Here is a 14,187-nt window from a genome sequence, read left to right on the forward strand (position 1 = left end):
TGTACTCTTTGTTAAATAAATAATTACGTTAGAAGGCCGAGCAAATGCACTAATGGAAAGACGATTAGCCAGCTGTCTGTCCGGTCCAGCACTCCGCCGTGACCTGGCAGCAATTGACCAGAATCTTTAATATTGCGGAAACGCTTGTATGCGGATTGAACAAGATCACCAAGCTGACCTGCAACCGCTGCTGTTAGGCCGATAAGCACCGCTTGACCATAACCAAGCCAGTCCGGTTGACAGTAAGCCAAGATCAAGCCAGTAATAACAGCAATTACTACTCCACCTAAAGCCCCTTCAATCGTCTTATTAGGACTAATTGACGGCCAAAGCTTCGTTCTTCCAATCGCTTTCCCGACAAAGTAAGCTCCCGCATCCGATGCCCAGATACAAGCGAAGGTAAGAGCAGACCAGAATATCCCGTGCTCTAGCTCTCGAGTTAGCGCCATATAATGAAAGCCCGAGCCTACATAGACAGCACCTAGAAACAATATGCTTACATGCTCTAATTGTATACGGTTTTTACTGAATACCGTTCCACAAAGTAGAACAAACATTAGAAGCCAGGCTATCGTTGTAAAGGAAGGCATGTCCCATTCAAAGGGGAGTTTTGGTAAAGTAATTAAAGCTACCGCTGCGAACCCTATCAGTACGTCCAGACGAGTCCAGGCTTGTCCATTAAGCCGTGCATATTCCCAATAGCCAATAAGCGCCATAAGGAGCAGCAGGGCTGTATAATACCAGCCTCCGGCAGCAAGCAGACCGATGAACGCCGCGCCGGCAATAACTCCGGTAATTAAACGCTGACGCATAATGTCATAGCCCCCCGTAACGGCGCGCACGCCGCTGGTATTCGCGAATCGCGTCGAATAAATGTTGTTCGCTGAATTCTGGCCAATACACATCGGTAAACCAGAACTCACTATAAGCAGCCTGCCAGAGCATAAAATTGCTTAACCTTAATTCTCCGCTAGTCCTTATGAGTAAATCTGGATCAGGAAGTCCACTGGACAGCAATAAGCTTTCAAAATCAGCTTCCTCTATTTCATTCGGATCTATTTCTCCAGCGACAGCTTTACGTGCAAGCTCTCGAGCCGCTTCCACCATCTCTACTCTACTGCCGTAATTCAAAGCGAAATTAAGAATTAATCCGGTATTATGAGCTGTTTTGCGCACGGCTTCCTCAATAGCATGAATGGTATGGTCCGGCAATAGCTCTCGGTTACCCATCATTCTAACTTGGACATTGTTCTCGACCAGCTCATCTAACTCTAATGATAAAAATTCCTGCGGCAATTTCATTAAAAATTCGACTTCTGCTTTCGGACGTTTCCAATTTTCTGTCGAGAAAGCATATAAGGTCAGCACTTTTACACCGACACGATTAGCGGCTTTTGTAATTCGTTTAACTGCCTTCATCCCGTTGTGATGCCCAGCAATACGAGGTAATCCTCTTGCTTTGGCCCAGCGTCCATTTCCGTCCATGATAATGGCGATATGTCCCGGGATGCTGTCTCCTGTTGGCTCTTCCTCTGTTTTCACCTGATTGCGATTCATATCGCTTTCTGTGAAAACTCCGAAACGTAGCTTACCGAGCCATTTGCTGAACAAACTCATGGTTCTTCCCCCTAAGAGCGAGGCAATGCTCACTCGCTAGCTAACCAAAAGAGAATAAACCCCACCTGTCGGAGGGGTCTTACGAGTTCAAATCATACTTCCATGATTTCTTTTTCTTTGGCAACCAAGATTTTGTCGACTTCTGCAACGAAGCGGTCCGTTATTTTCTGAACGTCCTCTTGGTGACGGCGCGATTCATCCTCAGAGATGTCGCCTTTTTCTTTTTTCTTAATTTCATCGTTAGCATCACGACGGATGTTACGAATAGCTACTTTTGCTTCCTCGCCGAATTTCTTCGTTGATTTAACCAAGTCAGCGCGACGCTCTTCCGTAAGTGGCGGAATATTAAGACGAATGATGGAACCATCATTCGCAGGCGTCAAGCCAAGATCCGACTTCTGAATCGCCTTCTCTATAGCGGCTAAAGCAGTTTTATCCCAAGGAGTAATAATCAGTGTACGTGAATCAGGCGTGTTAATCGAACCCATCTGATTGATTGGCGTTGGTGTACCATAATAATCAACTTGAATCCGATCAAGCATTGCTCCTGATGCACGGCCTGCTCTTAAAGTTGTCAAATCGCGTTTCAAAGCGCCTAGCGCTTTCTCCATACGCTCTTCTGCATCCTTCTTAATTTCCTGAGGCATTAGTCGATACTCCCCTTCACGATTGTGCCGATTTTCTCACCTAAAATGGCACGTTTAATGTTTCCTTTCTCGGTAATTGCAAATACGAGAAGAGGAATATTGTTATCCATGCATAACGAGGAAGCGGTAGAATCCATTACGCCTAGATTTTTGTTCAATACATCCATATAAGTAAGCTGCTCATATTTCACTGCAGTAGCATCCTTAAATGGATCTGCGCTATATACGCCGTCTACTTTGTTTTTGGCCATAAGAATGACCTCAGCCTCGATCTCTGCAGCTCTAAGCGCTGCAGTCGTATCCGTCGAGAAGAACGGGTTGCCTGTACCAGCAGCGAAGATAACGACACGCCCCTTTTCCAAGTGACGGATGGCGCGACGACGAATGTAAGGCTCGGCGATTTGCTGCATAGCAATGGACGTTTGTACACGACTAGGTACATCCATTTGCTCTAAAGCATCCTGCAAAGCTAGGGAATTCATGACAGTTGCCAGCATGCCCATGTAATCGGCTGTTGCGCGGTCTATCCCCTTCTGGCTGCCTGCAATTCCACGCCAGATGTTTCCGCCTCCACATACAATAGCAACCTCAACACCTAATGCTACTACTTCTTTGATCTGCTCGGCAATCGACAAGATGGTCGTCGCGTCGATGCCGTACCCGTTCAATCCAGATAACGACTCTCCGCTCACCTTTAATACTACACGTTTATAAACAGGTTGTTGCAACGTTTGTACCTCCATCATGTCTTAAGTTTAAAAAATAGGGAACACACTGTGCCCCCTAGATTAGCTGTATTAGTGTTTAACTTGAGCCATAACTTCTTCTACAAAGTTATCGACTTTTTTCTCTAAGCCTTCGCCAAGCTCATAACGAGCAAATCTACGAATGGAGATTTTCTCTCCAATAGCGCTAATTTTCTCATTGAGCAAAGTTGTGATCGTTTTGTCTTGATCTTTAACGAACACTTGCTCCATAAGACAATTTTCTTCGTAGTATTTGTTCATACGGCCTTCAACCATTTTGTCAACAATTTTCTCTGGCTTGCCTTCGTTAAGCGCTTGGTTGCGAAGAATTTCTTTTTCCTTGTCTAGCTCGGCTTGGGAAACCTCTTCACGAGATAAGAATTTAGGATTAGCTGCAGCAATTTGCATCGCAATATCCTTAACGAAAGAACGGAACTGTTCTGTTTTACCAACGAAGTCCGTTTCGCAGTTAACTTCTACAAGAACTCCGATACGACCGCCAGCGTGAATATAGGATTCAACAATGCCTTCAGTTGCGATACGATCGCCCTTCTTAGCTGCTGCTGCAAGACCCTTCTCACGAAGAAGCTCAGCTGCTTTGGTCAAATCGCCGTTAGCTTCTTCCAGCGCTTTCTTACAATCCAACATGCCTGCTCCGGTTCTCTCGCGGAGTGATTTAACATCTGCTGCATTAACTGCCACGTGAATTCCTCCTGTACGGCTGCTCTCGCTGGCTCATGCCATTGCGACAAGCAACTCGATATTTTTTGAGAAAAAGGGCGGTGAGAAGGTTCTCTTCTGACCACCCTTTGCTAGTTTTTTTTATAGATGTTAGTGGCTATTAAGCCGTTGTTGTGTTGTCTTCGCCTTGACGCGTTTCAACGATTGCATCAGCCATCTTAGCTGTCAAAAGCTTAACAGCACGGATTGCATCATCGTTACCCGGGATAACATAATCGATTTCATCTGGATCACAGTTTGTATCCACGATTCCAACGATTGGAATACCAAGCTTGCGTGCTTCAGCAACAGCGATACGCTCTTTACGAGGATCGATGATGAACAAAGCATCAGGCAGTCTACGCATATTTTTAATACCGCCGAGGAATTTTTCAAGGCGCTCTTTCTCTTTACGGAGAATGATAACCTCTTTCTTAGGCAGTACTTCGAATGTACCGTCTTGTTCCCATTTGTCCAATTGGTGCAAACGATCTGTACGTTTTTGGATTGTGGAGAAGTTAGTCAATGTACCACCCAACCAACGTTGGTTGATGTAGTATTGACCGGAGCGCTCAGCTTCTTCCTTAACGGAATCTTGAGCTTGCTTTTTCGTACCTACGAACAGCATAGTACCGCCGTTCTCTCCAAGCTGACGCACGAAGTTATAAGCCTCGTCTACTTTTTTAACTGTTTTTTGCAAATCGATAATGTAAATTCCGTTACGTTCAGTAAAGATGTATTTATCCATTTTCGGGTTCCAACGACGTGTTTGGTGACCGAAATGTACCCCTGCTTCGAGCAGTTGTTTCATGGAAATTACTGCCATCTTCCTGCACCTCCTAATGGTTTTTGGTGAATCTCCGCCGCAATTCGCTTCTTTCGTCAAAACTCTCTCGTTTCTCACAAGATGAGCACCATTAACGAAATTGAAATGCGTGTGTTTTTTACACCGAAAAATAATATACCACATCGAGTAGTCTTGCGCAATGGCTGAAGAGCAATAAAGACGTTTTTTCCTTGAAAAAACGTAAGTTTAGTACTCTTTTTTGCGTGTAAGCTCGGTCATAATCTGCTCATATGTCGGTTTTCCGGTAAATACCGCTGTGCCAATATTCATTTTTTTCGATATTGGCCTTGCTTTATTAATAAAACCGTCAGTATCGTCAATAACACCAAGCTTCACTAGCTCTTTCGCAACTTCTGTTAACGTCATCATATGACGAACATATAAGGTCACAGCTTCAGAGGCTTCTAGGTCCGAAGTATTCGCAGCTGGCAATTCGCTGCCTTCCTTATTCTGCTCAGCAGGCTTCGACTCTTCCTTCACAGCTTCATCTTTTATAGTACTCTGATTTGCAAGAGCGGTGGCAACTGCTTCGTCAATTTTCGTTTCCAGCTGCTTCTGTGTGTAAGTAACCTCATTAGCTGGCACAATAACATAGCCTGATTTTTGTGCTTCTTTACTCAATTGCTCCTGAGTTAAGGTTTCATCAGTTAGCTTTCCCGATTGCTCTTGGGCGAATAAGATGAATTGTAGCATCGATGCTCCCAAAACCAATCCCATTCCTAGTCCCATCAATAAGCTCCGATATTTACGCATGCTGCTGTTCCTCCCGACGAACAAGCTGCACGATTAGTTGCACCTCTCCTTTGTTCATGCCCATTGCTTTAGCTATTTTATCGATTGAACTACCTTTATCGTGCATTTCAAGTAATTCCCTATACCTACCGCGAATTGTAGTAGGCGGGGACATGATTTCCTCAGTAGCGGTCATTTCCTCAGCTGTAGCGGAAGGATAAGCATCAGAGTTACTCATCTTATGTTCTATATCATTTGGTGCCACGAATAACTCATTAAAGGGAGACGTCGAGTGTTTTTCCGTAGTAGAAGGATTTGAATCGGGTACTATAGCTGGGTTTGAAGGCCCCGACCAATTTTTCATTTGCTGCTCCATATCGATGATACGTCGCCCTAGCTTTTCTACAGTATCATCTTGTTCCTTCTTGAACTTAGCAACCGCATCAAGCAGCTCTCGATTCTCATCCTCAAGATCTTCAAGCAATTGATTGTAGGCTGCTTCGCTTGAGAAATCTGATTGTTGCTCTTTCTCTTTATTGCTTGTCTTGGGCATCAAAAATGCATAACCTGTAATGGCTATGCCTATCAGCACAATGGTAATCCACGGAGAATTCACTTTGACACCCCTTTCTAACCAGAAAAATCAGCCCATGAAGTCGATATGCTTTCCTTTATAAGGGTGGTCAGTCCCTTTACTTTCCTCAGAGGATTCTTCATCCCCTTCTTGCTTCTTTGATGAGGAATGTTTATTGCGATTACGAGGCTGCCGCTCAGAAATTGTTCCATTCGACGTCGATTCCGTCTTCGCGCTTCGTTTGGCCTGCTCCTCTGCCGTTTTTACCGCTTGCTGGCCTAACAAAGTTTGCTCAGTCGCTGAACGCTGCTGCTGTTGGTGTTGAAGTGGCGTCATTTCCATAGAGCGGGGCATAGAAACCTGTAAATCGATCGGCCTATAGCTCATCGCAAGTTCACCTCGCACATATTTAATAGGAAGATCTTGATCCTTTTAACGTTTAATAATAGGGGACCATCACAATATCTCCATCCGAAAACCGAAAGGAAACTCTTTGACAAGCATCCTTAACAAAACGGGTATATCTCCCTATAACAATTTTAGTGCCTCCCCAAAGGGTATGAACAGCATCCACTCTTGCTGTCGTGGCATCTTCTAGCGTCTTCTCAATCTCTAGCACACGTTCCTTCGCTATGACAAGCTCTTCAAGAGTCTGACGCTTTGTTGCTGATAGCTTCACTCTCAAAGCAAGCTTATCTGGGGGCAGCTGCCCCAGAGATGCCATGTGATCTAGCATAGTGAGCGCTTTCTCAGATTTATCCACATTATCCGTTAACTGCCTCATAGTTACTTTCAGCTCGTTTAATTCCTGACGCATCTCCGGACGCACGCCGACCTCAATCACCGTTGCCGTAGACATTGAGTTGCCAATCATTCTAGCGGTAACACGATCTCCAGCTTGAATGTTTCCTCCAACAATAAGACCCTTAGATCCAACACATTTAACCGATTTTCCCGCACGAACATTGGAATGCATAATACTTTGCGAGACAAGAATATCCTCGCCCGCTATTGCATTCCCTTCCTGAATAAAGGAACAGCGGATGTTACGTCCAGCCTTGACATGCCCTTTATTACTGCCAATGATACCGCCTGAAATTTCGATAGATCCTTCAGACTCTACCTCCGCCCCTTCGATACCCCCGGTTACCCGAATATCTCCTGAAGCTTTAACTCTAAATCCGGTTAGAATATTACCTCTAATAACAACGGTTCCTACAAAATCAATATTACCAACACTGTAGTCGACATCTCCGTTTACCTCGAACACCGGAAATACATTCAGCTTATCTTTGTCGGTCTTGGTCACAAGTCCGTCAATGGCGGAATACATCGCTATTTTTTCAGCATTAACGACAACGTTTTTCCCGATCTTAAATTGGGCGTCGCGGCCCTCCTTAGGCGGAATATCATCACCTGTGACAGCCTTACCTGGAATACCATGAATGGCTTCGACTCTCTCAGCTATTAATTGTCCTGCTCTTACGTTAGCCAGCTGCGTAACTTCTTTATAGTCTACGCTGCCATCCTCTCTCTCCGTTGGACGGTGCCCTTCACCTTTGGATTCCCCGAAAAGAACATTAACGTAGCCATCCTTACCTGGCTGTGGCGGGACTCCGATAGCAACGATATTTTGTGAAAAGTAGTAATCCTGAGGCTTTTGAGAAATTAAATAAAGAGTATCCGTCTGAATCCCAAATTTAACCCCTTGTGACAATAGGTGTTGCTCCAATTGCCGAGAGGTTAGCTTTAAGTCACCTTCCACTCGCTTAAAAGTTAAATAAGCTTGCATTCTATCTTCAGAAATAGTGATCTGGAGACATTCCGCCAATGGAAAGCTTTCATTGCTAGACATGAATTGCGCCCCCTTATTGTGTCCGTTTATCCGTTATGAAGCAGTTGCTCCTTCTGCTTGGCAAGCGCTCCTCTGAGCCTAAGAATAGCTTTAGAGTGAAGCTGTGATATGCGTGAAGGTGATAAGCACATAACTTCGGCTATTTCACTTAAGGAGAGATCTTCATAATAGAACAAAGAAACTACCGTGCGTTCCTTCTCAGTCAATTTCTGAATGCCATATAACAAGGAGTCCTTCAGATAAGTCTCATGGACCTTTGACTCGGGATTTACAGCCTTTTCATCTATAAGAAGAGATAGTCTCGTTTCCGACTCTTCCTCACGAATGGGATCCTCAAGAGAAAAAACCGCAGCAACTGCAACCTCTTGCAGCATTTGTTGAAACTCTTTGTCGCTAATATTCAAATAGGCGCATATTTCGTCATCCGAAGCCGATCGTAAATTCATCTGCTCCAGCACTGCATAAGCGTCCTCCATTTTTTTCGCTTTATCACGTACAGAACGAGGAACCCAATCACCTTGGCGAAGGCCATCTATAATAGAACCACGGATTCTCCACGAGGCATAAGTTTCGAATTGAAGCCCTCGACGATGATCAAACTTCGCAATCGCATCGATTAAGCCCATGGCGCCATTACTCGCCAGGTCATCCTTTGTTACATTTTTGGGCAAGCCAACAGCCATTCGACTGGATACATAATCCACGAGTGGCAAATAGTGCTCGATCAGAAGTTTTCTCGCATCCGGATCATCGTCTTCTTTGCAACGCTGCCATAAATCTTGATGGGATAACCGTGAGCGTGTTTGATCGACCATACTAGCTTCACCATCCTTATTCGTCCGTCAGACGACGAATCGCCTGAACCACTTCCTGTGGATTGGGGTTGTCAAGAGAGACCAATCGCGTGGGCTGCAAGGGCTCGAAACCACTAGCTGCTGTTTCGCCCTTGCCTTCTGCCCATTGTTCCTTCATCATTTCTGATAATGAATCACCATCATCGGGGGTTGAGATATCAAGTACTGTTCCACGATCTTCTTCGGGAGCATCTATTGCTTCCATTTTTTTCACCGGATTCATCAGTTGCCCAAATACAAGTCGCACAACGAATGCTATCGCTGCAAATACTAGAAACGCATAAAAGCTACGAATACAAGTCGTACCTATAGGATTGTTCGATAGGGAAAACAAAAAGGTCAATATCGCACCGAATACACCAAATCCGATATTTAAGCGCCAGGAACCTACCATATTAAATCTCCTTTACTCCGAACTGAACGCTTCGAATGCTGAATATACCAGTCTGAATGCTCAGTTCAACCGTGCGACCATAGCTTCCTCCAGTATCTTCTGAAACAAGAGGAATCGAGTAATGCGCCAACGCCAGCTTCGTAGCTTCTACATTGCGTGGACCAATACGCATCGTATCGGAGCCACCCATGAAAGCAAACATCTGCGCTCCACCAGCCATTTTCGCAATTAAACGCGCCGTGATCGCTCCTTTGCTTTTCATCCGCTGCAGTAGCTCAGGCACAGCCGTATCTGCATATTTGGCAAGATTCAGCTGTCCTTCGCGGGCAATATCTGATGAGGGCAGCATAATATGGGCCATCCCACCAATCCGCAGCTGAGGGTCATATAGAGCTAAGCCAACACATGAGCCCAAGCCAGTAGTCTTTAGCACCGAGCCATCATGTGCAATGTTTAAATCAGCCATCCCTACTTTTACAAGGGTGCCTTCCATCATTAGATTGGCACTCCCAACGCACGGAATAGCTTATCGAACGACTCAGGATCAGGAATGAGGAAGAAATGACCTTCCGCTTCTTGATGTCCTTCCAAAAATGTCGTATCGATGAGAAGGGCATCTTCGCCCATCGTGCCGAACTGAAGTAAGCCAAAACTCAAAATCGCGCCTGCCATATCGACTGCTAGTGATGGAACCGTTGGCGACATATGTAGACCAGTGAAATCGGCAAGGGAGGACAAGTAGGAGCCTGCCAGAATATTCCCAATTTCACTAAGTGCCGATAATTCTAGCTCGCTGTATTGATCGTTCTCCGCTGCATTAAAGCCAAGTAAGCCTTGTAGAATGCGTCGAGCAGGCTCACGATTGATAATAAAGAACATATTCCCAGGAGCGTCGCCATCTACCCTTAGGAAAATGGCGATAACTACAGCTTCTGAGCCTCCAACACGATCTGCAATCTCTTCAAATGGAATAAAGTTGACCGTTGGTACGGCCATATCTACCGGCTTGTTAAGTAAAGTCGACAATGCAGTTGCGGCATTGCCTGCTCCGATATTTCCGACTTCCCTAAGCACATCCATCTTGAAATCCGCGTTATTCTTAAAAAGGCTCACTGGCTTATTCTCCGAACTGTTCTAATTGGATGATTTCACTACGGCTTAGAACCTCTACCAGGTTCAACAAAATGAGTAAGCGGCTTTCACCAATTTTGGCAACTCCGCTAATGTACTTCGCCTTGATTCCACCTAACACCTCCGGTGGATTCTCAATGGCGTCGCTCATCACATCCATAACATCATTGGCAGAATCAACGATAAAGCCAACCTCTAGATCATTAGCAGCGACAATAATAATACGTGAGTTTTCGGTTTGCTCAGCTTCTACAAGTCCAAAACGTCCACGTAAGTCTATAACTGGAATAACAATACCGCGTAGGTTAATAACTCCCTTAACGAATACAGGCGTTTTCGGCACTCGTGTAATGGGAACCATCCGCTCTATCGTGCGAACCTTATCCACCTCGATACCGTACTCCTCTTGCGCTAGCGTAAATACGATGACCTTTATTTCCTCTGCCATGGATAAATCCTCCCTTACAATCCGGTATTTTTATTTAATTAGTGCATTAGGATCTACAATCAAAGCAACCTGACCATCTCCGAGAATAGTCGCTCCTGAGACGACGCTTACGGTGCCTGCCATATACTTTCCAAGCGGCTTCAAGACGATTTCACTTTGCCCTATGAACTCATCTACTAGAATAGCAGCGAGCTTGTCCCCTTTGCGGATGACTAGCATTTCCGTCTCGTTCTCTTCCTCGTCGCTATAATCAGGAGAATCTACCAGAACAGCCAATGATACAACTGGAATGATAGAGTTGCGATAATCAATCATTCGGTTTCCATGTAACGTTCGAATATCTGATCTCTTAACAGATCCTGTTTCTACGATAGAGGAAAGCGGGAAAGCATATTTCTCTGAGCCTAGCTTGATGAGCATTGCTGCAATAATGGATAAGGTAAGCGGGAGTTGAATAGAAAATCTTGTACCGGTACCCCAATTCGAGTGCACGGTAACATGACCGCCCAGTGAAGAAATTTTGGATTTAACTACGTCAAGCCCAACGCCCCTGCCTGACACATCCGATACTTTATCTGCTGTACTAAAGCCAGCTGCGAATATAAGCATGTTTGTTTCTTCATCGGTTAGATTTTTAGCTTCTTCTGCTGACAAGACACCGCGCTTAATCGCAGTTTCCAACACCTTAGGACGGTTAATACCTTTGCCATCCTCTTCGATTTCAATGAAAACGTGATTTCCGCTATGGTAAGCTCGCAGATGAACTGTACCGACTTCTGACTTCCCTGCTTTGACCCGATCGGCAATTGACTCTATACCATGATCGACAGCATTACGGATGAGGTGAACGAGTGGATCCCCAATCTCGTCAATAACTGTACGATCTAATTCTGTCTCTGCTCCGACAATAACCAGATCAACCTTCTTATCTAGTGATTTGGCCAAATCGCGAACCATCCGAGGGAAACGGTTAAAGACACTCTCTACGGGTACCATGCGCAGCTTCAGAACGATATTCTGCAAATCCGCGCTAACTCGTGCCATATGCTCTACCGTCTCCGTCAAATCATTGCGGCGAACCTCTGAAGCAAGCTGTTCAAGGCGAACGCGATCTATGAGCAGCTCACTAAACAAATTCATAAGCGAATCCAGTCGTTCGATATCTACTCGAATGGTTCGTGGTGCCGCATTGCCTGAGGAAGCTGCTGCTGCTGGGGTCCGAGGAGCCGCACTTGTAGCAGCGCTTGGCGCTGTAGGCGAAATAGCAACAGCAGGCTCTGCCGCTGCTGCAACTTCACTAGCTGCCTCTTCTGATGGTGTAGAGCTGTCTTGTGAATGACCCAATTCAGCAAGAGAATCCCTGTCAACTAAAGTCAACACAACGGATTCAATCTCAGAAACTCTTGAAATTTGATCGCGTAGCAAGCTTTCTTCTGCCTGAGAAATATAGTAAACCGAGAAGCCACGATCGAACTGCTCCTGCTCAATCTCTTGCACGGATGGGAATGATTTGATTACTTCTCCGTTTCGCTCTAACACATCGAAAACCATGTATGCTCGTGCTGCTTTAAGCAAGCAATCTTCTCTTACCTTTACTTCAATATAATAAGCCTTATGTCCACTATCCAACGACTGATCCAGAATCGAGAGCTGATACTGATCCAGTACGAGAGATGCCGAGATAGCTTGTGGAGCTTTCGCTCCTTTGGTAGCACCTTTACCCTCTACGTCGCCTTTGACAATTGCCTTTAAGCGCTCTACTAGATCGACGACATCACCTTTACCCGCACCGCCGTTAATAATATCCTGAACCATAGCCTCTAGAGCATCTAAGCATTTGAATAGAGTGTCGAAAATATTACCATTCATGCTGAGCTTGCTATTACGCACGAGGTCCAGTACATTTTCCATCTCATGGGTCAGCGCTGCGAGATCCTCAAACCCCATCGTCGCGGACATTCCCTTCAGCGTATGCGCGGAACGGAAAATAATCTGAACGATGCTAATATCCTCCGGTTGCTGCTCCAGCCGAAGCATATTTTCGTTAAGTGATTGCAAGTGATCATTTGACTCATCAATGAACATAGACATGTATTGATTCATTTCCACAGGCCGGACACCTCCTTGTTGGCTGAGCTTTCAATGACAATCTTAGCTTTTACGCGCTTTCACTTCTTGAACAATAGCAGAAGCAATACTTTGGAGCGGAAGTAAATGCGATACAGCACCTAGCTCTACAGCGGAACGTGGCATTCCATAGACGACACAGGTTTGCTCGGCTTCCGCAATCGTAGTTACGGCACCATCCTGCTGCAGTGCCTTCATGCCTTTAGCCCCATCGCTTCCCATTCCGGTCATAATGACGACATGCCGTTTTAATTGCTGATGCCCGATCAATGACTCGAACAACACATCTACAGATGGCATATGCCCGCTTCTAGGGCCTTCTTCCGACAATCTAATGCGGTATTTGTTAGCTGCATCTTTGGCCAATGACATATGTTTTCCACCAGGAGCAATGTATGCTGTAGCGGTTTCAACAGGCTCGCCGTCAACAGCCTCCCGAACATGGATGTTACAAAAGTTATCCAATCGTTGTGCCAGTGAGTGCGTAAACTTAGGAGGCATGTGCTGAACGATAAGAATAGGTGCAGGGAAATCTGCAGGAATTCCAGTCAGTACTTCATGCAAAGCCCTAGGGCCTCCCGTTGACGTTCCAATAGCTACAATGTTTGTAAATGTGGTCGATGTCTTACTAGGTAAAGATTCAATTGGCTTTGCTTGGACCAACTTGCTGGTGCTTGCAGTTGCTTTAGATTGCCGCTTAGCGACTACTTCCCTTATCTCAGTTACCGCGGATGGCTTTAGCTCCTGCCGCTGTTTGCTTCGCACTGGTGCTAAAGGATCAGCTGGCTTAGCGTTCGAAGCTTTATCTGCGTTAATCGAAGGAACCTCATCTAGTGGAATTTTTTTCTGAGTCATACTCTTCAGCTCAGGACGGATTACCGGAGCCTTAGGTATTCGCGACTCTGTCAAAGGTTTCCTAGCTTCCACGCTGATCTTAGGTGGCTTGTTATCAGGAGGACGCTCCGCTAGCTTAGCCTCTTCAGCAACAGTTAAGTCAGCTTTAGTAAGTGGTGGTGCTGTCTGAGGTGGTATTTCTACCTTTTCCTCGACAGCCGGAAGCATTCGGAATGCTCCCTTACTCATTGATTCTCTTGCGATATGTAATTTCTCCAGCAATTGACCGCCTACCTGATGGATATCCAGCTTAACTGCGCCGTCAGGTTTGCGGATAAAGTCGATAGCCCCGTATTGCAGAGCTTTGATCGTATCCCTAGTCCCATTATCTGTAACGGCAGACAGCATAATAACTGGAGTTGGCTGCAAAGACATAATTTTCTGTAAAGCTTCAATTCCATTTAACTGCGGCATTTCCAAGTCCATTGTTATAATATCAGGCTTGAGCTTTAGCGCTAGTTCGACAGCCTCCTGGCCATTAGCGGCAGTTGCCAGAACTTTGAAGGCAGCGTCAGCATCAATAACATCACTGAACACCTTTCGCATAAATGGGGAATCATCTACAATTAACACTTTAAATCCCGACATTTGGCGACCCTCC

The 14,187-nt window shown here is 45.4% G+C and carries 17 protein-coding genes; all 17 read right to left on the reverse strand.

Translation table 11 applies throughout. The features are described from left to right. Positions 1-23 precede the first annotated feature (23 nt). Entirely contained in the window at positions 24-812 is a 789-nt protein-coding gene (locus KCTCHS21_RS18595; RefSeq protein WP_130611652.1) for a phosphatidate cytidylyltransferase, read from the reverse strand. 4 nt (positions 813-816) lie between these two features. Beyond that, positions 817-1,557 (reverse strand): undecaprenyl pyrophosphate synthase, encoded by a 741-nt coding sequence (locus KCTCHS21_RS18600; RefSeq protein ID WP_130616581.1) that lies wholly within the window; start codon positions 1,555-1,557, stop codon positions 817-819. A gap of 152 nt (positions 1,558-1,709) precedes the next feature. Continuing rightward, positions 1,710-2,264 carry a ribosome recycling factor gene (frr, locus tag KCTCHS21_RS18605; protein WP_130611655.1) on the reverse strand — a complete coding sequence of 185 codons (555 nt, stop codon included), beginning with the start codon at positions 2,262-2,264 and terminating at the stop codon, positions 1,710-1,712. Continuing rightward, positions 2,264-2,992, reverse strand: coding sequence for a UMP kinase (gene pyrH, locus KCTCHS21_RS18610; protein ID WP_130611658.1), 729 nt, complete (start codon positions 2,990-2,992; stop codon positions 2,264-2,266). Before pyrH ends, frr begins: the two co-directional genes overlap by 1 nt. A gap of 69 nt (positions 2,993-3,061) precedes the next feature. Continuing rightward, a complete protein-coding gene (tsf, locus tag KCTCHS21_RS18615; protein ID WP_130611661.1) occupies positions 3,062-3,712 on the reverse strand; it encodes a translation elongation factor Ts in 651 nt (216 codons plus the stop codon). Positions 3,713-3,851: 139 nt separating this feature from the next. Then, positions 3,852-4,556 carry a 30S ribosomal protein S2 gene (gene rpsB / locus KCTCHS21_RS18620; RefSeq protein WP_130611664.1) on the reverse strand — a complete coding sequence of 235 codons (705 nt, stop codon included), beginning with the start codon at positions 4,554-4,556 and terminating at the stop codon, positions 3,852-3,854. Positions 4,557-4,763: 207 nt separating this feature from the next. Continuing rightward, a complete protein-coding gene (locus KCTCHS21_RS18625; RefSeq protein ID WP_130611667.1) occupies positions 4,764-5,330 on the reverse strand; it encodes a hypothetical protein in 567 nt (188 codons plus the stop codon). Continuing rightward, a complete protein-coding gene (locus KCTCHS21_RS18630) occupies positions 5,323-5,925 on the reverse strand; it encodes a hypothetical protein (protein WP_130611670.1) in 603 nt (200 codons plus the stop codon). The genes KCTCHS21_RS18625 and KCTCHS21_RS18630 overlap by 8 nt, the downstream gene beginning before the upstream one ends. 27 nt (positions 5,926-5,952) lie before the next feature. Continuing rightward, complete coding sequence (locus KCTCHS21_RS18635) at positions 5,953-6,270, reverse strand: hypothetical protein (RefSeq protein WP_130611673.1); 318 nt, start codon at positions 6,268-6,270, stop codon at positions 5,953-5,955. 52 nt (positions 6,271-6,322) lie between these two features. Then, positions 6,323-7,738 (reverse strand): flagellar assembly protein A, encoded by a 1,416-nt coding sequence (locus KCTCHS21_RS18640; protein ID WP_130611676.1) that lies wholly within the window; start codon positions 7,736-7,738, stop codon positions 6,323-6,325. Between the two features lie 26 nt (positions 7,739-7,764). Continuing rightward, the gene (locus tag KCTCHS21_RS18645; RefSeq protein ID WP_130611679.1) at positions 7,765-8,553 is read right to left on the reverse strand and encodes a FliA/WhiG family RNA polymerase sigma factor; all 789 of its coding nucleotides are present in this window, start codon (positions 8,551-8,553) and stop codon (positions 7,765-7,767) included. A gap of 16 nt (positions 8,554-8,569) precedes the next feature. Beyond that, positions 8,570-8,986, reverse strand: coding sequence for a hypothetical protein (locus tag KCTCHS21_RS18650; RefSeq protein ID WP_130611682.1), 417 nt, complete (start codon positions 8,984-8,986; stop codon positions 8,570-8,572). A gap of 1 nt (position 8,987) precedes the next feature. Next, positions 8,988-9,482 (reverse strand): chemotaxis protein CheD, encoded by a 495-nt coding sequence (locus tag KCTCHS21_RS18655; RefSeq protein ID WP_130611685.1) that lies wholly within the window; start codon positions 9,480-9,482, stop codon positions 8,988-8,990. Beyond that, complete coding sequence (locus tag KCTCHS21_RS18660; protein WP_130611688.1) at positions 9,482-10,099, reverse strand: chemotaxis protein CheC; 618 nt, start codon at positions 10,097-10,099, stop codon at positions 9,482-9,484. Before KCTCHS21_RS18660 ends, KCTCHS21_RS18655 begins: the two co-directional genes overlap by 1 nt. A 4-nt stretch (positions 10,100-10,103) precedes the next feature. Continuing rightward, a complete protein-coding gene (locus tag KCTCHS21_RS18665) occupies positions 10,104-10,565 on the reverse strand; it encodes a chemotaxis protein CheW (RefSeq protein ID WP_130611691.1) in 462 nt (153 codons plus the stop codon). A gap of 30 nt (positions 10,566-10,595) precedes the next feature. Then, a complete protein-coding gene (locus KCTCHS21_RS18670; protein ID WP_130611695.1) occupies positions 10,596-12,674 on the reverse strand; it encodes a chemotaxis protein CheA in 2,079 nt (692 codons plus the stop codon). A gap of 42 nt (positions 12,675-12,716) precedes the next feature. Further along, entirely contained in the window at positions 12,717-14,174 is a 1,458-nt protein-coding gene (locus tag KCTCHS21_RS18675; protein ID WP_130611698.1) for a protein-glutamate methylesterase/protein-glutamine glutaminase, read from the reverse strand. Positions 14,175-14,187: the final 13 nt, after the last annotated feature.

Origin of the sequence: Cohnella abietis (genome assembly GCF_004295585.1) — a bacterium.
In the GTDB taxonomy this organism is placed as follows: domain Bacteria; phylum Bacillota; class Bacilli; order Paenibacillales; family Paenibacillaceae; genus Cohnella; species Cohnella abietis.

Excerpts from the sequence above, each read along its gene's own strand:
- KCTCHS21_RS18595 (WP_130611652.1), bottom strand. The coding sequence starts at position 812 with ATGCGTCAGCGTTTAATTACCGGAGTTATTGCCGGCGCGGCGTTCATC.
- KCTCHS21_RS18600 (WP_130616581.1), bottom strand. The coding sequence starts at position 1,557 with ATGAATCGCAATCAGGTGAAAACAGAGGAAGAGCCAACAGGAGACAGC.
- frr (WP_130611655.1), bottom strand. The coding sequence starts at position 2,264 with ATGCCTCAGGAAATTAAGAAGGATGCAGAAGAGCGTATGGAGAAAGCG.
- rpsB (WP_130611664.1), bottom strand. The coding sequence starts at position 4,556 with ATGGCAGTAATTTCCATGAAACAACTGCTCGAAGCAGGGGTACATTTC.
- KCTCHS21_RS18625 (WP_130611667.1), bottom strand. The coding sequence starts at position 5,330 with ATGCGTAAATATCGGAGCTTATTGATGGGACTAGGAATGGGATTGGTT.
- KCTCHS21_RS18635 (WP_130611673.1), bottom strand. The coding sequence starts at position 6,270 with ATGAGCTATAGGCCGATCGATTTACAGGTTTCTATGCCCCGCTCTATG.
- KCTCHS21_RS18640 (WP_130611676.1), bottom strand. The coding sequence starts at position 7,738 with ATGTCTAGCAATGAAAGCTTTCCATTGGCGGAATGTCTCCAGATCACT.
- KCTCHS21_RS18645 (WP_130611679.1), bottom strand. The coding sequence starts at position 8,553 with ATGGTCGATCAAACACGCTCACGGTTATCCCATCAAGATTTATGGCAG.
- KCTCHS21_RS18650 (WP_130611682.1), bottom strand. The coding sequence starts at position 8,986 with ATGGTAGGTTCCTGGCGCTTAAATATCGGATTTGGTGTATTCGGTGCG.
- KCTCHS21_RS18655 (WP_130611685.1), bottom strand. The coding sequence starts at position 9,482 with ATGATGGAAGGCACCCTTGTAAAAGTAGGGATGGCTGATTTAAACATT.
- KCTCHS21_RS18665 (WP_130611691.1), bottom strand. The coding sequence starts at position 10,565 with ATGGCAGAGGAAATAAAGGTCATCGTATTTACGCTAGCGCAAGAGGAG.
- KCTCHS21_RS18675 (WP_130611698.1), bottom strand. The coding sequence starts at position 14,174 with ATGTCGGGATTTAAAGTGTTAATTGTAGATGATTCCCCATTTATGCGA.